We start from the raw sequence: 19706 nt of genomic DNA on the forward strand, positions 1-19706 counted from the left end.
GGGCGGTGCCCGGCACCAGGCGATCGCCGACCGCGCTGAACTGCCGGTCGGGCCCCACCGCGAGCAGGTCGAGCATCTTCGCGGTCGACGTCGGCATCACCGGCTGGCTGAGCAGGGCGACGATGCGCACCACCTCCGAGCACACGTACAGGACGGTTCCGGTGCGGCCGAGATCGGTCTTGGCCAGCTTCCACGGTTCCTGCGCGGAGATGTAGCGGTTGGTGTCGGCCAGCACCGCCCACAGCGCTTCCAGCCCGAGGTGGATGGCTTGGACATCGAATTGTGCACGGACCGCGTCGAGCAGCGCGTCGGCCTTGGCGAGCAGCTCGGTGTCGGCGTCGAGATAGACCCCCGGCGCCGGTAGTTCACCGTCGAAGTACTTGCCGATCATCGACAGAGTGCGTTGGGCGAGGTTGCCGAATTCGTTGGCGAGGTCGGCGTTGATACGGGCGATGATGGCGTCGGTCGAGTACGAACCGTCCTGGCCGTAGGAGATCTCGCGCAGGAAGAAGTAGCGGACGGGGTCGAGGCCGAACTCGGCGACGAGGGCATCGGGATCGAGGACGTTGCCGACCGACTTGCTCATCTTCTCGCCCTTGTTCAGCAAGAACCCGTGCACGAACACCCGCTTGGGGAGCTCGATCCCCGCACTCATCAGGAATGCCGGCCAATAGACGCAGTGGAACCGGATGATGTCCTTGCCGATGATGTGGAGATCGGCCGGCCAGAAACGACGCAGCGTTTCCTCGTCGTCGGGGAAGCCGACGCCGGTCAGGTAGTTGGTGAGGGCGTCGACCCACACGTACATGACGTGGTCGGGGTGGTCGGGGACCGGGACGCCCCAGTCGAAGGTGGTGCGCGAGATCGACAGGTCGGTGAGGCCGCCCTTGACGAAGCTGACCACCTCGTTGCGCCGGACGTCGGGACCGATGAACGACGGATCGGCGTCGTAGAGCTCGAGCAGCTTGTCCTGATAGGCGGACAGCCGGAAGAAGTACGTCTCCTCCTCGGTCCACGTCACCACATGCCCGGATTCGGTTGCGACGCGGTCGCCCGCCTCGTTCACGCTGGTCTCGGAATCAGCGTAGAAGGTCTCGTCGCGGACGTCGTACCAGCCCGAATACTTGTCCAGGTAGATGTCGCCGTTGTCGTTCATCCGCTGCCAGATGGCCTCCGACGCTCGCTTGTGGTCCTCGTCGGAGGTGCGGATGAAGCGGTCGTAGCTCGACGACAGGCGGTCCTGCAGAGCCTGGAACCGGTCGGAGTTGCGGTTGGCGAGCTCGGCAGTCGGGATGCCCTCGGCCTCCGCGGTCTGCTGCATCTTCTGGCCGTGCACGTCGGTCCCGGTGAGGAACCGCACGTCGTACCCGTCGAGCCGTTTGAACCGGGCGAGGACGTCGGCCGAGATGTACTCGTAGGCGTGGCCGATGTGCGGTGCGCCGTTGGGGTAGGCGATCGCGGTGGTGATGTAGAACGGGCCCCCGTCACCGTGCGAGGTGGCAGGGGTGTCGGTGCTGGTCGGGTTCTCGGCCATAGTGGTGCCAGATTACCGATCGCGGGGTTCGGGCCACCAACCGGCGTACACGCCGCTACGACGAGTTGCGGTGGCGCAGGATCGCCGCCGCGGTCCCGGCGACCGTCGCGTCGGGATCGGTGGTCATCTGGGTCAGCACGTCGACCGCACCCGGACCCGGAATCTCCGCCAGGGCCTGTGCGAGGCGTTGGCGCTGGGCTGGGCTCCCGTCGCCGAGTGCGGTGGTGAGAGTGCCGACGATCTGCACGGCGACGGTCGGGTCGTCGGCGTAGGTGCCGAGTATTTCGGCGGCCTCGACGTCGCGGCGGCCCTCGACGATGAGGCCGACCAACGACGTCACCGCGACCTGATCACCGCGCGCACCGAGCGCGAGCGCACTCCGATGACGGATCTCGTCGTCGGAGTCGGTGAGTAGTCGTCGGAGCAACTCGGTTGCACGATCGTCGTCGAAGCCCGCGATCGCCGTCGCCGCGCGGCGTCGCACATCGACATCGGTCGAGTCCAACCCTTGTGCGAGGACTGATAATCCGTCGCCATCAGACTGTGCCAACGCCCACCGCAACGCGCCGGCGACGTTGGTGTCGCTTTCGGTGAGGACGGCTTCGGCGAGACTGTCGGCCGACAGCCCGGGTGGGCTCGGGGACTCGAGCGCCGCCCGCTGCCGCAGCGCCGCATGCTCGGATTCGACGCCGCGCAGGAGTGCGACCACGTGCAGCACCGAGTCCCAATCGGTCGGCCCGGCATCCGATACGTGCTCTAGGCGTTCGAGAAGGTCGGCGTCAGCGGCCATCCGGTTGCGGGTGTGGCGGATCAGGTCGGCGACGAGGGCGGACGGTGCGAAGCCGGGGTCGTCGAGCGCGTTGTGGATGTCGCGCAATGACATGCCCAGTGTCCGAAGGCTTTCCACGTGCAGCAGGCGCGTGATGTCGTCGGCCGAATATTCGCGGTAGCCGCCAGAGGTTCGGCCGGTCGGTCGCACGAGCCCCAGCTTGTCATAGTGACGCAGCATCCGTGTGCTGACGCCGGAGCGTCGTGCGACCTCGCCGATCAACATCAGGCGTCGTCACCAAGCGCCGCAACGCGTTTGGCCGATTCGACCTCCAGCGCGAAGTCGGTGTCGGGGTCGAGCATCAGGCGCTCGGTGGCAATTGCGTGCGCCCGAACGCTTTCGAGCGCAGGAACAGCGGCCTCACCCAACGCGACAAGGGCGCGGCTCAAACTGCGCTGGACATCGATGTCGCCGCGGCCGAGTTGCGCTGTGAGCGTTCTCGCCAGTGCAGCTTCGCTGCCCGACGGCACCAGTGCGACGGCCGCCCGCCACGCGCTGCGCGCCACCTCGTCGTTGTCGTCGTCCATCAACGACGACGTTATCGCGGCCCAGGCCCGACGATCGCCGATCTTGGACAGCGTGTGCAGCGCCTGGCTGCGTGCCTGCGGGTTCGGTGCGCCGAGCTCGACGATCAGGCGCTCGACGGTGACCTCGGTCGGCAGTCGGGTCAGTGCCCACGTCAACATGTCGCGGACGAAGAAGTCCGGCTCGACCCCGCACCGTTCGGTGAGCGTGTCGACGAGTCCGGCGTCGGCGTGCGTGCCGGCCGCCAGTGCCGCCTGCAGTCGAGTCGACGCGTTCGGCGCGGCGAGCGCGGCTACGAGTCGGTTGTCGACGGTGTGCCGGGTCGCTGGGTGCTGGGTCGTGCTGTTCTGGGTCATGGGGACCACCTCCTTCACCCATGACCCAACACCTTGTCACCGTGTGAAGGTCAACGGTGGTCTCGACACGACGCCTCGCCCCACGGGGCTCGGTGTCGGCTCGACCAGCGGTGGGTGCGGGTTGGCTGGTGGTCTCGACCAGCGGTGGGGGCGGTGGTGGGTCAGATCTCCCGGCGGTAGGGTTCGCAGCCGTGTGGCGCCTTCGGGGGTTCGCGGTACTCGAGGGGTGGGATTTCCATCGCCACGGGTGCCGATTCCAGGGTGAACTTCTCACCGTGGTGGGCGAGGTCGATGGGCGGTCCGGAGAGCAGCCGGTAGGTGGCGTGATCCTTGTCGATCGCGACGACGATCTTGGAGTCGCGCACGATCATGCGGAACGACAAGTAGGTGAGCCGGCTCGGTAGCCGCGGCGCGAACGTGATGTTGCCGCCGAAGTCGCGCATCCCGCCGAACCCGGCGACGCAGTCGGTCCACGCCCCGGCGAGGGCCGCGATGTGCAGACCGCTGTTGACGTTGTTGTGCAGATCGTGCAGATCGGTGAACACCGATTCGGCGAGCAGGTCGTAGGCGAGATCGAGATATCCCACCTCGGCGGCGGTGACCGCCTCACAGCACGCCGACAGCGACGAGTCGCGCACGGTCAGCGGGTAGTAGTAGTCGAAATTGCGCAGCTTCTGTTCGGGCGTGAACGACGACCCGAACAGGTAGGTCGCGAACACCAGGTCGGCCTGCTTGACCACCTGCTTGCGATAGAGGTCGTAGTACGGGTAGTTCAGCAACAGCGGGTAGCGGCCGGCCGACGACTCGAAGTCCCACGCGCCGAGCAGGGTGAACGACTCACACTGCTGGTGCACGCCGAGCGCCTCGTCGTAGGGGATCGTCATGTCGTCGGCACACGATTCCCAGTGTGCGGCTTCGGCATTGGTGACACCGAATTGCTCGGCCAAATCGGGTCGACGATGGACCGCGGCCACCGCGTCACGCAGATTCTGCTGCGCGGCAAGGTTGGTGAAGGTGTTGTTGTTGACGACGGCGGTGTACTCGTCGGGTCCGGTCACACCGTCGATGCGGAAGCGTCCGTTGGCATCGTGATGTCCGAGCCCGGCGAACAGTCGCGCCGTCTCCACGAGAATCTCGACGCCGCACTCGGTTTCGAACTGCTCGTCATGCGTCGCGCGTAGGTAGCGGCCGGTCGCGTTGGCGATGTCGGCCGACACGTGCACACCGGCGGTGCCCGCGGGCCAGTAGCCCGAACACTCGTCGCCGTTGATGGAACGCCACGGGAACATCGCCCCGCGCTGGCCGAGTTCGGCGGCGCGGCTCTTGGCCTTGTCCATGGTCGCATGCCGCCATCGCAGTTCCTCGCCGGCCGCCGCGGGCACGGTGTAGGTCAGCATGGGCAGGATGAAACTCTCGGTGTCCCAGAAGGTGTGGCCGTCGTATCCGGGTCCGGTCAGACCCTTCGCCGGGATGGCGCGGGACTGCCCGCGGGCGCCGGCCTGCAGGACGTGGAACAGGGCGAAGCGCACGGCCTGTTGCAGTTCGGGGTCGCCGTCGATCTCGACGTCGGCGTCTCGCCAGAACTCCTCGAGGTAATGCACCTGATCGGCCTTGAGGGAGTCCCATCCCGTCTCCATCGCCATGGCGAGCGCGGCGTCGACCTGGGCACGGAGCGCGGGCACCGAACGTCGCGCCGACCACCCGTAGCCGATGTACTTGGTGAGCGTGATGCTCTTGCCCTGCGGCACATTCGCGGCGATGGTGAGGCGGGCCAGGTCCGCGTCGGCGCGGATGAACGTGTCGGCCTTGTCCGGGAAGTAGATCTCGTGGTCCATGCCGGCGGCGATGTGCAGGCCAGACTTCTTGGTGTGGTGGACCAGCATGCCCCAGTAGTTGCGGCATGTTGCGAGATCGGAGACCAACGGCGCGTCGAGCGCCGCGGCCAGACGTGGATCGTTGCCGGGCGCCGGAACCGGTTCGTTGGCAAGCAGATCGGACTGCAGGACCAGCTTCATGTCCTCGCCGATGGGCTCGACCTCGTAGCGGATCGCGGCGATGGTGCGCTTGGTGAACGACACCAGCCGCTCGGATTTGATGCGCACGGTACGACCGGTCGGCGACGTCCACAGCGTATGTCTGCGCAGGGTTCCGGTCCGGAAGTCCAGTACCCGCTCGTGAATTTCGGTGCGTCCGTAGCGAAGATCCATCGGCTCGTCTTCGACGAGCAGCCGGATGATCTTGCCGTCGGTGACGTTCACCACCGTCTGGCCGGATTCCGGGTAACCGTAACCACTTTCGGCGTAGGGCAGGTCACGTAGCTCGTAGAAGCCGTTCAGATAGGTGCCCGGATGATCGACCGGCTCACCCTCCTCGAATGTTCCGCGCAGCCCGATGTGTCCGTTGGACAACGCGAACAGCGTCTCCGTGGCCCCGAGCATGTCGAGTTCGACTCCGGCCGAACGCTTGAGCTGCCAGGGATCGATCTCGAAGCCGAAGCCGCTCTCCTGCGGCGAGTGGCCGCTCATGCGGGGAGCAATTCGTCGAGATCGCCGACGACGACGCTGGCTCCGGCCGCACGCATGGCCTCGGTCTGCGCACCGTCATGCCGGTCGATGGCGACGACGAACCCGAATTGGCCTGCGTGACCGGCCTGCACGCCCGAGATCGCATCCTCGAACACGGCGGCCTGCGCCGGCGGGACACCCATCAGTTCGGCGCCCAGCAGGAACGAGTCGGGAGCGGGCTTGCCCGCCAAGCCTTTCTCGACGATCTCGAGGCCGTCGACCCGGACCTCGACGAACTGTGACAGGTCGGCTGCATCCAGCACGGCTGCTCCATTCTTCGATGACGTCACCACGGCGATGCGCAGACCCGCATCGCGTGCCGCGTTCAGATAGCGCACAGAACCCGGGTAGGCCTCGACACCCCCCTCCGACAGTGCGGTCAAGAACATCTCGTTCTTGCCGGTGCCGATGGCGGCAATCGTGTCGTCGTCGACGTCATCGATGGCACGCGAGTGCAGAAAGGCGCGGACGCCTGCCTCGCGCGGACGCCCGTCGACATAGTCGAGGTAGTCCTGATCGGTGAACTCGACGAAGTCGGGACTGTCCGTCCCGCCCGCCCGTTCGGAGAGGAAGTCGTCGAAGGCCGTCTTCCATGCCTTGCGGTGCAAGACCGCTGTGGACGTGAGCACACCGTCGAGATCGAACAGTGCCACCGAGATCGCTTCTGGCAAACCCAACACGCTTGGCAACGCTACCCGTCCGACGCCGCTCTGGCGCGGTTAGCGCGTGTCCTGGCGTTCAGGCCGAAGTCGCGGCGGGTTCGGAGTCGTCGTCCCAGAAGCCGATCGACTCGAGTTGGGCGATCAGACGATCGCGCGCGTCGGCGAATCGGGCGTGGATCTCGTCGCGGATACCGCGGACATCGCCGGTACGCAGTTGCTCGATCAGCAGGCGGTGGCTCGTCACCGCCTCGCGTCCCCAGGTCTCGTCGCCGGAGTACAGCTCGAACGGGTTGTACTTGCTCGCGGCGTACTGGAACCATGCCAGTTTCTTGCTGTTCGCCATCAGGTGCACCTTGCGATGAAAGGCGAACTCGCCGGCGAGCACGCGGTCGGCAAAGCCTGCGTCGACCGCCCGCTCGAGGTCGTCGACGATGGCGGACAGCTCGGCAAGATGGCGTTCGATGTCGGGCGTGTCGACGGCGTGAGTGGCCAGCCGCGACGACAATTCCGCCTGCATCCAGAAGATGTCGACGATGTCGCCGCGGTCGAGTGGTTCGACGATGAATCCACGGTGCGGTGACGAGCGGACCAGTCCTTCGCCGCGCAGGGTCACCAGCGCTTCACGAACCGGAGTCACACTGCAGCCGAGTGCCGACGCGGTCTCGTCGAGCCGGACGAAGTCACCCGGCCGGAGTTGTCCGGTCATGATCCGGTTGCGGAGGTAGTCGGCGACCTCGTCGGTCAGTTGGGTACGCCGAAGGGACGCGGGGCTCATGTGCGGCTCCGTTGGTTCAGGGGGTCGTGATACACGGAGTTCTCTTTCAGTCGCGTGACCGCCTTGGCGGCCTTGCGCTTGCCGTGGCGACGTCGGGAGGGGCCAGGCCAGCACGCTTGCTTCCACCGTACTGTCCGGACGGCTCTTCGGAAGCGAACATCGTGTGCGGGGGTCCACTCGATGCCGTAGATCGATCGAAGTTGTGCGCCGGCCATGCCCCAGGTGATCAGCCGGACGCGCGGTATCTGGCGCACATGTCGCCAGGGTAGGGAGTAGGTCGAGAAGACCTGCGTCGCGACATCGCCCGGGGTGGCCGTCTCCGGCGGGTCGGCCGGGTCCGACCGTGGACGATGCGCCGGGTAGTCGCCCTCCATGTAGGCGACGTAGGAGCGCAGGGCGGCGACGTCCACCGGCCAGTCGCCCACCTTCATCTGCAGCAGCGTGCCGACCGGGAGGAACTCTCGGTAGAGCTGCTCGATGACGTCGTCGTCGAGCGGGGAGACGAACAACTGGTAGGTGTCGACGATGCTGACGAACCAGGTCGAGGCCACCCACAGCTGGTGGCCCGGATCGAACGCGGGGCGCCGACGACCATCCGGATGACCCGCGGGTACGCGGACATCGGCGTGGATGCGGTTGACCTCACGGACCAGCGGACGAAGCACCTCGTCGTCGCCCGAGGTGGCCAGACGCAAGTAGTTGATGGTGCCCGCCCAGCGTCGGGCCCCACGCATCCCGTAGACACCGCTTTCCACCTCGGTGGGAGCGATGTCGTCATGGGCGAGCTGCATGAGTGCTGCACGCGGCCACATCAAGTAGATGACCGGTTCGTTGAGCACCCGCTGCAGGTCGGGTCTCGACCTGGTTCGCAATGTCAGTACTCCGGGTCCTCAGACCATCGCCCGGTCGTGCTTCATGCGGAAACGCAGGTCGCGCATCAGCATTCGGCTGCCACCGAAGCGGATCGACTTGGGCAGGAACTTGTTGACCACCGACACGAAGGTGAACAGGTGCTGGAACCGACGGCGGTCGTCCTCGGTCCATTCCAGACCGAGCTGGTCGCGGTAGATGGGCGGCAGGGTGCCGATGGTGAGGAAGCGCAGCAGGTTCACGAACGGCAGCCGGATCATCGGGTTGATCATCCGCAGGTCGACCAGGTCGTTGAGGAAGTCGCAGGTGGTGTCGTCGATGACGATGCGCTGGCAGGCCACGTTCCAGTAATGGTCGAATTCCTTGCGGCTGGCCGGCCACATGTCGTCGGGGACCTGCAGCGTGGTGCCCAGGGTCTTCGACGACTGGTAGAACTCCTCGGCTTCTTCCTCGTTCATGACGCCGTGCAGCAGCTGGTGGGTGTCTTCGATGCCGACGAACAGGCAGGCGGCCACCCACATCTGGAGTTCGCGGTTGAAGGCGTTGTACTTGACCGGGCTGTTGGCGTCGGACTTGACGTGCCGGTGGGCGGAGTTGACGGCCTCGCGGAACGCGGCCTTCTCCTCGTCGGTGCCGAGGATCGCCACGGCCAGGTACTGGCCGGTGGTGCGGGCACGCTTCCAGGGATGTTTGACCAGCGACCCGGATTCCACCTTGGACTCCATGACGCCGTAGGCGACCTCGGGCCAGCCGAGTTGCATGACGACGTTGGCGGCGCCGCCGGCGAAGGACCAGAAGTCGATGGCCTCCTGGATGCGCGCCGGCTTACGCAGACTGGTGGAACGACGTTTGCGGGTGTCGATCTCGATCCGTGTTTTGGCGGTGGTCAACTCGGGGACGGTCTCGGTGAGAACGGGCAGGTAACTAGCGGCCATCGTCGTTCCTTTCTGTGTTCTGCGGTGGGTGGTGACGCACTATTCGGTTGTGATCACTTCGTCTGGATGTCGTCGACCAGCCAGTGGCCGTTGGAGTTCTTGAGCTTGACCACCATGCGGTAGGCCTGGGTCTTGCCGGTCGGTGCGACCACGTTGCGGGCCTGCTGGTCGACGAACAGCATCACGGTGGCGTCGGTTGCGCTGACCTGCTCGGCCGCTGCGTGACTGACGGTTGCGGTGGCCTCGCCCTTGCCGTCGGTGACGATCTGGGTGAGGTCGGTGACCATCTGGCTGTACTTGGCGGCGAACTCGGGGGTCGACATCGCCGCGATCGCCGCACGGTTCTTGTTCAGGTCGCGATAGTCGAAGCTGGACAGCTTGATCGCGTAATCCTTGGCGGTGTCGATGGCCTCGGCGGTGCTCGGCGCGGCCGCGCTCGAGGCGTCGTCGTCGGAGAGGAACTGATAGGCGAAGAAGCCGACCACGCCGATCAGGATGACGAACAGCAGGCTGACTGCACTGATGATCAGCGCGCGGGGCCGGCCTCGCTCGGGCGCAACGTCGCTCGAAGTGTCGGTGTCGGTGTCGGTGTTGTGGCCCACGGTCTTCGAGTCTCGTGTGGCGCTCGGCCGTTTGGCCTGCTTGCGCCGCGCGACCGGGGCCGTGCGTGCGGCAGCGCTCTTCTTGCCGCGGGGCGTGTCGGTCTCGCCGGTTGCCCCGGTGTCGTTCTTCTCAGTGTCCTTCTTCTCGGTGAGAGAGGTTGTATCAGTTGCCACTTCGTGCCCTTTCTAGAAGCTCTTGCCACCACTGGAGAAGTTCGACGCCGTTCGGGATGAGAAGCGGGTCGGCGACTGCGGGCGGCCCGGAAACCCCGCCCGGGGTGGTCATGTTGGTCGTTCCGAGTCCATTGGGTCGCGGTGCGTTTACCGCCCCGCGCTGTCCGTAGCCGTTTCCGGGCGGGCAGTAGCGGGTGAGATTGGGTGCGGTGACGGTGAGATCGCCGATCGCGCTGCGCGGTACGTCGTAGAACATGCACACCGGCCCCTGCGTGCCGATGAGGGCGAAGTCGGCGCGGTTGCCCTTGACGATCGATCGCAGGTCGAGCAGCCCCTGCGGAATCGTGTTCAAACCGGTTGTGAGCGCGGCATTTCGGTCGCTGATGATCGGCTCGACGACGGCCAGGTTGGCGAGCACACCGCCGAAGGTTCCGCGGTAACGATCGAAGAGAGTGCGGGTGCGCGCCAGGCTCTTCGGTCCGTGGTCGAGCAGGTAGACAAAGGTCGGCTGGTTGGCGTCGAGTTGGTCGGTGAAGTTCGCCACCGACCGCATGCCCGACTCGAAGGCCGCCGTGTTGTTGCTCATCGCGCCGAGCACGCTCAGCAGGTCGTCGAAGAGACCACGCAGGATCGGCGCATTGCGGTTGACGAGACTGGCGAGCGCGCTGCCGTTGCTGACGAGCTTGGCCAGCGCCTGATCGTTGTGATTGAAGGCGGCATAGAACTCGTTGCCGAAGGTGCTCAGATGGCCGGTCCCGATGCTGCGCAACACCGATGCGGCCTCGGTGATGATGGCGTCCATCTGCTTGGGCTGCAATTGCTGTGGGGCCTTGATGCTGTCACCGGATTTGAGGAACGGCGGCTCCTGGTCGGGCGTGATGATGTCGACGCTCTGGATGCCGGCCATCGAGGCCATGGTGACCTGCATGACGGAGTCGACCGGGATGAGGGTGTCGCCCCGGACGGTGAGTTCGATGTCGGCACTGTCGCCGGTGTCACTGAGGGACACCGATTTGACGGTGCCGATGTCGACGCCGCGAAGCGTGACCCCGGTGCCCGGGGTGAGGCCGAAGGCGTCGACCATGGTGGCGTGCAGCGTCATCTTGTCGCGCAGCCCCTCGGGCCCGGACACGAAGGTGATGCCGTAGGGGATCACCACGGCGGACAACACCAGGAAGATGATGAACTGCAGGGTTCCGGTGCGCGGCTTGGGCATCCGGTGGCGGCGTTTGGTTCCCGAGGGTGTGGTGTGAGTCATCGCGGGGCTCCTGGCCGGGTCGTCGTCGGGCGGGCCGGACTCGGTTGCGGTGTGGCGGGGCGATTGGCGCGAGCCTGCTTCTGAGGCCGCCCGAGGCCACCGGTGAGGGCGTCCTCGAGCTGCTTGGGTGTCGGCAGCGGCTGGCCGCTGAGCAGCAGCCCGCCGGTGAGGATCTGGTCGATGCCGCCGGGGATGTCGAGTGCACCGTCGAAGACGAGGTAGTCGCCGCGGATGGCCCGATTGAAGTTGCGCATGAACGAATTCATGTTGTTCAGCGTGGTGCCGACCGTCCCGTTGAACGCGGCCAACGACTGCACCAGGATGTTCGCGTTGGCGACCATCGTGTTCAGCGACGCCTGACGTCCCTTGACGACGGCGTCGAGATTGACGGCTAGCGTGGTGGTGTTTCGCATCAGCGATGCGACCTGATCACGCTGTGCGGCAAGGACTCCAACGGCGGTCGGCGCCTGCTGCAGGAAGTCGTCGACGACGGTTCGCTGGCTGACCAGCAGGTTGCTGACCTCGGTTGCAGCGGCGATCGCCGCGTTGAAGTCGTTGGTGTACACCGACGATCGGGACAGCAGCCGGTTGAGTGTGTCGATGAGATCGCCGACCTTGTCCGACCGGTTCTCGAACGCCGTGTTGAGGCTGTTCATCACCGACTGCAACTGGCTGACACCGCTGCCGCCCAGGATGTTTCCGAGTGCGGCCAGGGTGCTCTCGATCTGTGGGCCGACCGACGTCTGGGCGAGCGGCAGGTGTGAGCCGTCGCTGAGTTCGCCCTCGGGATCCTTGGGTGCGCTCAGCCGGATGAACGGAGTGCCCAGGGCCGACGGCAATTCGACGGTCGCATTGGTGTTGGCGGGCAGCGTGGTGCCGTCCTCGAGCGTCATCGTGATCTCGGCGTGGTTGCCGTAGAGGCCGATGTCGGTGACCCGTCCGACGATCTGCTGACCGTGGCGCACGTCGGCGCCCGACACCACTCCGTCGGCGGTGATCAGTTCGGCGGTCACGTCGAAGGAGTCGCCGCTGCCGGCACCCAACGGGAGATCCTGCAGTCCCGCCGAGCAGGCGGACAGCGGGATCGTCACGGCCGCTGCGAGAGTCGCGACGCGCAGTGCGGTCTTACGCCCGGCCATCAGTTCCCACCCCTCGGTGCTGGTGTCCCATTCCCTGGTGTCACTGCTGGGGGCCGGACGGGCAGCGCACCGCCGGTGATCGCCGAGACGATGCCCAGCGGATCGGACGAGCTGATCGGGAAGGCGATCGGGTTGGTGAGGCCTGCCCCGATGCAGATCGGCATCGGGAACTGATCGCACAGCGGCTTCAGCTTCTTGAACTGGGCCAGTGTGGTGGAGATGTTGAGGCGGATCCGACCACGACGGTCGGGGCCGATGGTGCTCGACAGGTTCTGCATCATCAGCGGTGCGAGATCCATGAACTCGGCGAGCCCGGCCTTGTTGGCGACCAGGGTGTTGCCGAGGTTCTCGAGGTTCTCGGCGACCACGCCCACGTCGTTGCCGTGTTGCATCACGAAGCCGTTGATCTGGTCGAAGACGATCCGCAGGTCGTTGATGGGTGTGGTGATGTCCTGGTTGGCGCCGGCCCACTGCGTGGACAGTCGGCTCATCGCCTCGACCAGGCCCGTCAGCGACACCTGCTTGGAGCGGAAGGTCTGCATGAGCTGATTGAGGCTCTCGATCAGATCCTGCAGATCCTCGGTGCGTGCGCCGAAGACGCCGGAGGCCGACGCCAGGCCCGTCATCATGGTGCCGAACTGTTCGCCGCGTCCGTCCCACGACTTTGCGGTGGCGGCCAAGAGCGTGCCGATGCCGTTGGGGTCGTTGTTGTTTGCGCCGCCCGGTGCAGGGCCCATGATCTTGGTCAGCGTGCCGATGCTGTCGAGCAGCTGGTCGAAGCTGATGGGGGAGTGGGTGTGTTCCATCGGGATGGTGCCGCCGTCGGGGAACTGCGGTCCGCCGGTGTAGGCCGGGCCGAGTTCGAGGTGGCGGTCGCTGATCACCGACGGATTCAGCACGTACGCCTGGACATTGGCGGGCAACTTCACGTCGGCCGGCATGCTCAGGGTGACGTTGACGTGGTTGCCGGCCGGCTCGACGGTCTCGATGCGGCCGATGTGGACGCCGAGCACCGTGACCTTGGAGCCTTCGTAAAGACCGTTGACGAAGGCGAATTCGGCATGCACGGTTCGGGTGTCGGCCTTGTCGACAAAGACGTACCAGTAGCCGGCGACGAGCGCGCCCACCAGCAGCAGTGCCATGAAGATCTTGCCGCCGTGGGTCTTACGCCGGCGTACTTCGCGAACTTGACGGAAGGTCATCAGCGGCACCCCTGCATCGCACCGAGCAAACACAGCATGTTGTCCGGGATCACCGCACTCGGCGACACCACGTCGGCCCAGTTGCCGTTGCCGGTCGCGTCGGTGATGGTCCGGATGGCCGGTGGCAACTGCTTCATGATGGCGTCGATGGTGGTGACGTTGGCGCTCAGCGTGCCGGTCACCGACTGGATATTCGTCACGAGTTGCCCCATCGGGATCTTCGGGAAGGTGGCGGCCATCTGGGCGAGAATGGTCCGGAGGTTGTCGACCAGGCGCGTCAGCACGATCCGGCGCACCGCGAGGGTCTGCACGATCAGCTGGGTGCTCGAGAAGGCACTCGCCACCGAATCACTCTGCTGCGCAGTCACTGTCGCGAGCCGCTTGGAGATGGCGAGCAGCTGGTCGATCTGCGTGCCGGTCTGGGTGATGGCCGCGGTGGCACCGGCCGCACCGGCGATCGACTGATCGAGGGTGTCGCCGTTGGGCACGATCTGGTTCATGGTGGTGATCATTGCGCGCACCGCGTCGGAGTCGATGTCGCGCGAGGTGTGCACCGCCGCGCTGGAGATGTCGTCGAGGTTGTACGGAACCGTGGTGCGCGACAACGGAATCGTGTTGTCGGGACCCACCTGGCCGGAGCCGGCCGGGATGATCTCCAGGTAGCGCTTGCCGAGCACGGTCCGCAGTCGCACCGTGGCGCGGGTCTGGTTTCCGAGCGGCTGGCCGTTGTCGAGGCGGAAACCGACCCGCACCTTGTCGCCGGCCAGGTCGATCGACTCGATGCGGCCGGCCGGAACACCTGCCACCAGAACCGGATCGGCGGTGGTGAGGCCGGAGGCGTTCTTGAGTTCGGCGGTGAACGGCGAGGTTTCGGCGTGGTACTTGAGCTGCGGGACGCCGAGGGCGATCAGCATGAGTGTCAGCAGGGTGATGATCCCGGCGGTACCCAGCACGGCCGCCGACGCACCCTGGGCACGCTTGTCGGACTTGAAGACGAACTCCAAGATTCCGACGAAGACGTCGATGAGTCTGACCAGAAACACGGGCTGGGCTCCTACTTTCTTTCCGGCTGTCGGCTGATGGGCAAGTCGTTGGTGGTCACGGGTTGTCGCATTCGCTCACATGCAGACCGGCGAGTGCTGCGGACCGAAGATGTTGGCCTCCAGGTTGAACGCCTTGAGGGTGAAGTTGCAGAGGTAGAGCATCATGAAGCCGCCGTAGCGTCCGCTCTGGTTGATCTTCTGCGCGAGCACCGGGAACTGTTTGAGGAATGTCGTGAACTGCGGGGTGTGGGCGACCCAGGTCGAGGTGACACCTTCCAGGCCGGTGAGGGCCTGCTGGAAGTTGCCGCCGGCCGACGTCATCATCTGCGCCAGTGAGGACACCGCGCGGTCGCCACTGGTGAGCAGGGCCGCGAACTGTCCGCTGTCGCCGACCACCGCCGACGTCAACGAGCTCAGCCCGTTGAACAGCTGGGTGAGCTGCGGGTTGTGTGAATCCATCGTGCCCATGAGCTCGTTGAGGTTGGTGACGAGCTGCGCGAAGATCGCGCTGTTGGCCGACAGATTCGATCCCATGCTGCCGATTTGCTTGAGCAGCAACTGGACCGAACCCTGGCGACCCTCGAAGGTGTCGACGAAGCCGCGGGCGAGTTCGTTGACCTGCTTGGGATCCAGCGCGGAGAACAGTGGCTGGAATCCGTTCATGAGAGCGGTCAGGTTCACCGGTGCCGACGTCGCTTCGACCGGGATGTCGGTGCCGTTGCGGCCCGGCTGTCCCGGACGAGCCTGGGAAAGCGCGATGTAGCGGGCGCCGAGCATGTCGCCGTACCGGATGGACGCGTGCACCTGCTGGGGAAGGCTGACGTCTTGCTGGATGTCGACCTCGACGTCGGCGAGCGCGGTGCCGTCGGGCTGCGGGCTGAACTCGATCTTCTTCACCCGTCCGATCCGCACGCCGGACATGGTCACCGGGTTGCCTTCCAGCAGGCCTTCGGCGTCGGTGAATTGGATGCTGTAGGTCGTCGTCGGACCCGAAACCGGAACGCGCAGAGTGTTGCTGACGATCACGGCCGCGATGATGCCGATGATCACGAAGGACATCGACTTGACGACGGTCACCCAGGACAGGCGGGTCATCGCACCCTCACCTCGTTTCCGCGGAGCATCGGGCCGAGCATCAATGTGGTCGCCGGGTTCGGGGTCGCCGCCACCGGTCCGCCGCGCAGCTGGGTCTCGAGCCCGGCCAAGGTGGGCGCTTCGGCAGCACCGTCGATGACGGCGGGTCCGGTGAAGCCGGACGGTGTGTAGCCCGGCCGCGCGGTCTGCCGAGGCGACAGCAACGGTGGGTTGGGGGCGCCGGGCGCGCGCACCGGACCGGTACCGAGGCCATTGCCGGCGCCGAAGCACTGCTGGCCGCGCAGGTTCACATACGTCGGGCAGTTGGCGGCCGTGTACGGCATCGGTTGCGAGAACGTCGGTACCGCAGTGATGTTGAACCGTCCGCTGGAGAAAAGGATGGTGCCGGCGGCACCGAACTTGGCGGCCTCGGTGACGGTGTCGGTGATGCCCGACGGGTTCTGCGCGACGGTCGACAGGATGACGTTCGTCGAACTCAGCACCGTGATGAGGTTCTTGCGCTGCTGCGCGATGAACGGGGCGACGCTCCCGACGAAGCCGGAGGCCGAGGCGAGGAAGGCGCCGAGGTTCTCCTGGTGTTCCACGATCCCACGGGAGATCGAGGTGGTCGACTGCAGGGTCCGGGTGATCGATGGTGTTGCGCGACGCAGGCTTTCGACGACGGCACGGAACCGCGGCGTCGAGTCGATGAATCGGTTGATGGTCGATTCGAGTTCACGCGACGCCTGCCACCAGTCGTCGATCATGATCCCGAGATCTCCACCGCTGGTACCGATTGCCTGCGAGACCGCGGCAAGCGCGATGTTCATCTTCTCCGGCTGCACTTCGGCGAGGACGCTGGAGAGCTTGCTGAAGATGTCGTACAGGTTGATCGCGTCGGGTCCGGCGTCGATCTTGATCTCGTCACCGTCGCTGAGCGACTCGGTGGACCCGGCCGGGGCCAGCGAGTTGTCGACGAGCTGAACATAGATGTCGCCGAAGAACGTTCGGGGAAGAACCCGCATGACGACGGTGCTCGGGATCTTCGACAGTTCGTCTTCTTTGATGGCGAGACTGACCTGCGACGACGTTGTGCCGGCGTCGATCGAGCTGATCTCGCCGACCTTGACGCCGTGGTAGCGCACGGGTGCGCCGGTGGTGATGAGACCGGCCTCGACCGGCACCTCGGCGTGGATCTCGGGTTCGGTCTCGAGAACGCCGGTGCTTCGGGCCACCATCCAGATGGCGAAAGTGCCCACGAGGACGGTCGCGATGAGGGCACGCAGGATGTAGGACGTGCGGGACACGGGATTTCCGGGCAGCATGACCGACATTTCAGATTCCGAATCCCGGAATCTGCGGGACCAGGCCCCAGAGTCCGAACGTGAAGATGACGTCGAAGATGCCGATCGCGAGGATCGACGTGCGCAGCGCGCGGCCGGCGGCCTGGCCGACACCCTCGGGTCCGCCGGAGGCGAAATAGCCATAGCTGCAATGCACGAGCGCCACGATGGCGGCGAAGACGATCGCCTTGGTCGCCGAGTAGAGCAGGTCGGTGGGGGTGAGGGCGAGATGGAAGAAGTAGTCGTAGGTGCCCGAGGATTCGCCGTTGTACCAGACGACCACGAGGCGGGTGGCGATGTAGCTCGCCAGCAGGCCGACCATGTAGATCGGCAGGATGCAGACCATCGCGGCGATCATGCGGGTGGTCGCGAGGAACGGGATCGACCGGATGGCCATCGAGTCCAGCGCCGCGATCTCGTCGGAGATGCGCATCGCGCCGACTTGTGCGGTGAATCCGGTTCCGACCTTGGCGGCCAACGCAATTCCGACGACGACGGGCGCGAGTTCGCGGGTGTTGGCGATCGCCGCGAGCATGCCCGACAGCGAGGTCATCCCCACCAACTGGAGTCCGCGGTAGGTCTCGACACCCAGCATCATGGCCGCGGCGAGTGACATGGCCAACACGATGCCGAGGGTGCCGCCGCCGGAGAGCAGGGACTTGGAACCGAAGGTGACCTCGGCGATCTGGTTGAGCACGTGCTTGCGGTAGTGCACCAGGGTGAACGGGATCGCGATGATCGAGCGCCAGATGAAGGTGACGAACTCGCCGAGCCGGACCAGACCGGACGTGAACTGTTGCAGCCGAGCCGAAGTGCGGCGCTGGACGCGCAAGGAGAAGTCTGCGGAAACCATCAGTACGCTCCCACCGCCGGGACGATCACCGTGTACAGCTGCGACAGGATCGTGTTGAAGATGAACACCAGCGCGAAGGCGATGACGACGGCCTCGTTGACCGCGTCGGCAACACCGCGTGGTCCGCCTCGGGCGTGTAATCCCTTGAAGGTGGCCACGATTGTGGATGTCAGCGCGAAGATGGTCGCCTTCACCAGCGCCATGACGAAGTCCGAGAAGCGTCCGTACTGGCTGAAGGTCGCCATGAAAGCGCCGGCGGGCAGGTGCTGGACGTAGATGTGGTAGAGGTAGCACGCCCCGACGCCGGTCACGGTGATCAGTGAGCACAGCACGAGCGAGACGATGATCGCGGCCAGGATGCGCGGCGCGACGAGACGCTCGATCACGTTGAGCCCCATGACTTCCATCGCGTCGATCTCTTCGCGGATCTTGCGGGAGCCGAGGTCGGTGCAGATCGCGGAACCGGCGACACCGGCCATCATGAGCGCGCAGACGAGGGCCGAGGCCTGACCGACGATGACGAAGGCGACGACCGCACCGGAGTATCCGCCGGCCCCGATCCGGCCGGCGAGTTCACCGACCGAGACGGCGATGAAGACACCGACGGGAATCATCAGCAGCAGCGACGGTCCGGTGCTGACCCGTCCGATGAAGACGGTCTGGTTCAGCGTCTCGGCGATCGACAGTCGACGTCGAAATGTGGCGACGACGAGGGCCCCGATGGCCTGGAGTGCGAATCCAAGAGTGTGGCCGGCCTCGTTCGCGAGATCGCGGACCGGCCCCTTGGATGCGGGCAGCTCGAACGCCAATGTGACCCCCTGTCATCGTGCGCGCTCTTGAAGCGGCGAGACGGGTCGCACCTACTGCGTATGGTGTGACCCGCATCGCAACGGAAAGCTATCGTGTTTCATATATGAAATCAACTCCTGAGTTGGTCGATCGACCAGAATTGGGGTTCACGCGGCTCCCTGAGGTGCTCGAGGCGCTAGCTTTCGCCGCTCCCTGAGGTGCTCGAGGCGCCAGCTTTCGCCGCTCCCTGAGGTGCTCGAGGCGCTAGCCGAGAGCCTCGAAGGGGCCTGGTGAGACGACAATCTGAGCTCACCAGGGGCTTCGAGGCTCGTCGCTATCGCTCCTCGCACCTCAGCCATCGGGAGGGGCCTCCTCGCACCTAGCCATCGGGAGGGGCCTCCTCGCACCTCAGCCATCGGGAGGGGCTTTCTCGCACCTCAGCATCGGGAGGGGCTTTCTCGCACCTCAGCCGTCGGGTGGGGGCTTCGTGTGGCCATCGGGTGGGCGGCTCGCGCCCGAGTCATCGGGAGTCTCGTCCGAAAACCGGTGGCCCCGCCGCCAGCCCATACCGCAGGATGACGACTCATGAAGAGACGTTTCGCGCAGGTGGATGTGTTCTCGGCGGTCGGCACTCTCGGCAATCCGGTCGCCGTGGTGCTCGACGGGGATGGACTGACGCCCGACGAGATGGCGGCGTTCGCGCGGTGGACGAACCTGTCGGAGACGACGTTCGTGCTGCCTGCCACCGACCCGCCTCATGCTGATGTTGCCGCCGACTACCGGCTGGTGATCTACACGCCGGGCGGTGAGTTGCCGTTCGCGGGTCATCCGACGCTGGGGTCGGCGTTCGCCTGGCTCGCGGCCGGTGGGACTTCGCGTAGGGAACGGATCGTTCAGGAGTGCGGGATCGGCCTGGTCGAGATCCGGGAGGAGGCGGGGCGGTTGTCGTTTGCCGCGCCGCCGTTGACCCGGTCGGGCGCGGTCGATGCAACAACGGTCGACGAGGTGTGTGCGGCTCTGGGCGTCGGGATCGACGAGGTGTCGGATGCGCAGTGGGTCGTCAACGGGCCGGAGTGGATGGTCCTGCAGCTGCCGTCGGCCCAACGCGTGCTGGACGTGACACCAAACATGGCCGCTCTCGGCGATCACCTCGTCGGGCTGGTCGGCGCCCATCCGGCC

Annotated in this window: 18 protein-coding genes; 1 reads left to right on the forward strand and 17 read right to left on the reverse strand. The window is 65.8% G+C overall.

From position 1 onward, the window contains the following. The 17 genes from metG to ABZW74_RS20785 all read right to left on the reverse strand — a co-directional run. Positions 1-1534: methionine--tRNA ligase (gene metG / locus ABZW74_RS20705; protein ID WP_355278984.1), on the reverse strand; the 1534-nt coding region annotated here is incomplete at its 3' end. A 55-nt stretch (positions 1535-1589) separates the two neighbouring features. Next, complete coding sequence (locus tag ABZW74_RS20710; RefSeq protein WP_355278987.1) at positions 1590-2588, reverse strand: HEAT repeat domain-containing protein; 999 nt, start codon at positions 2586-2588, stop codon at positions 1590-1592. After that, positions 2588-3244: a HEAT repeat domain-containing protein gene (locus ABZW74_RS20715; protein WP_355278990.1), complete on the reverse strand. Its 657-nt coding sequence runs from the start codon at positions 3242-3244 to the stop codon at positions 2588-2590. Before ABZW74_RS20715 ends, ABZW74_RS20710 begins: the two co-directional genes overlap by 1 nt. A gap of 161 nt (positions 3245-3405) precedes the next feature. Next, positions 3406-5769: a glycosyl hydrolase family 65 protein gene (locus ABZW74_RS20720; RefSeq protein ID WP_240856453.1), complete on the reverse strand. Its 2364-nt coding sequence runs from the start codon at positions 5767-5769 to the stop codon at positions 3406-3408. Continuing rightward, a complete protein-coding gene (locus ABZW74_RS20725; RefSeq protein ID WP_240856454.1) occupies positions 5766-6488 on the reverse strand; it encodes a beta-phosphoglucomutase family hydrolase in 723 nt (240 codons plus the stop codon). Before ABZW74_RS20725 ends, ABZW74_RS20720 begins: the two co-directional genes overlap by 4 nt. 58 nt (positions 6489-6546) lie before the next feature. Further along, positions 6547-7245: a GntR family transcriptional regulator gene (locus ABZW74_RS20730; protein WP_240856455.1), complete on the reverse strand. Its 699-nt coding sequence runs from the start codon at positions 7243-7245 to the stop codon at positions 6547-6549. Further along, on the reverse strand, positions 7242-8084 hold the full coding sequence (locus ABZW74_RS20735; RefSeq protein WP_355278994.1) for an oxygenase MpaB family protein: 843 nt from the start codon (positions 8082-8084) through the stop codon (positions 7242-7244). Before ABZW74_RS20735 ends, ABZW74_RS20730 begins: the two co-directional genes overlap by 4 nt. A 51-nt stretch (positions 8085-8135) precedes the next feature. Next, positions 8136-9050 carry an oxygenase MpaB family protein gene (locus ABZW74_RS20740; protein WP_240856457.1) on the reverse strand — a complete coding sequence of 305 codons (915 nt, stop codon included), beginning with the start codon at positions 9048-9050 and terminating at the stop codon, positions 8136-8138. A 53-nt stretch (positions 9051-9103) separates the two neighbouring features. Further along, positions 9104-9826 (reverse strand): hypothetical protein, encoded by a 723-nt coding sequence (locus tag ABZW74_RS20745; protein WP_355278998.1) that lies wholly within the window; start codon positions 9824-9826, stop codon positions 9104-9106. After that, the gene (locus ABZW74_RS20750) at positions 9816-11084 is read right to left on the reverse strand and encodes an MlaD family protein (protein ID WP_240856459.1); all 1269 of its coding nucleotides are present in this window, start codon (positions 11082-11084) and stop codon (positions 9816-9818) included. Before ABZW74_RS20750 ends, ABZW74_RS20745 begins: the two co-directional genes overlap by 11 nt. Then, on the reverse strand, positions 11081-12223 hold the full coding sequence (locus ABZW74_RS20755; protein WP_355279001.1) for an MCE family protein: 1143 nt from the start codon (positions 12221-12223) through the stop codon (positions 11081-11083). The genes ABZW74_RS20750 and ABZW74_RS20755 overlap by 4 nt, the downstream gene beginning before the upstream one ends. Then, on the reverse strand, positions 12223-13425 hold the full coding sequence (locus tag ABZW74_RS20760) for an MCE family protein (protein ID WP_355279004.1): 1203 nt from the start codon (positions 13423-13425) through the stop codon (positions 12223-12225). The genes ABZW74_RS20755 and ABZW74_RS20760 overlap by 1 nt, the downstream gene beginning before the upstream one ends. Beyond that, entirely contained in the window at positions 13425-14468 is a 1044-nt protein-coding gene (locus tag ABZW74_RS20765) for an MlaD family protein (protein WP_355279007.1), read from the reverse strand. Before ABZW74_RS20765 ends, ABZW74_RS20760 begins: the two co-directional genes overlap by 1 nt. Positions 14469-14543: 75 nt before the next feature. Then, on the reverse strand, positions 14544-15563 hold the full coding sequence (locus ABZW74_RS20770; RefSeq protein WP_355279010.1) for an MlaD family protein: 1020 nt from the start codon (positions 15561-15563) through the stop codon (positions 14544-14546). Then, entirely contained in the window at positions 15560-16876 is a 1317-nt protein-coding gene (locus tag ABZW74_RS20775; RefSeq protein ID WP_355279012.1) for an MCE family protein, read from the reverse strand. Before ABZW74_RS20775 ends, ABZW74_RS20770 begins: the two co-directional genes overlap by 4 nt. Position 16877: 1 nt before the next feature. After that, positions 16878-17738 carry an ABC transporter permease gene (locus ABZW74_RS20780; RefSeq protein ID WP_240856465.1) on the reverse strand — a complete coding sequence of 287 codons (861 nt, stop codon included), beginning with the start codon at positions 17736-17738 and terminating at the stop codon, positions 16878-16880. After that, complete coding sequence (locus ABZW74_RS20785) at positions 17738-18547, reverse strand: ABC transporter permease (protein ID WP_355279015.1); 810 nt, start codon at positions 18545-18547, stop codon at positions 17738-17740. Before ABZW74_RS20785 ends, ABZW74_RS20780 begins: the two co-directional genes overlap by 1 nt. A 565-nt stretch (positions 18548-19112) precedes the next feature. On the opposite strand from ABZW74_RS20785, the gene ABZW74_RS20790 reads away from it, so the two are divergent. Beyond that, on the forward strand, positions 19113-19706 hold a 594-nt coding region (locus tag ABZW74_RS20790), incomplete at its 3' end, for a PhzF family phenazine biosynthesis protein (protein WP_355279018.1).

The organism is Gordonia sp. NPDC003585 (assembly GCF_040610755.1).
GTDB lineage: Bacteria > Actinomycetota > Actinomycetes > Mycobacteriales > Mycobacteriaceae > Gordonia.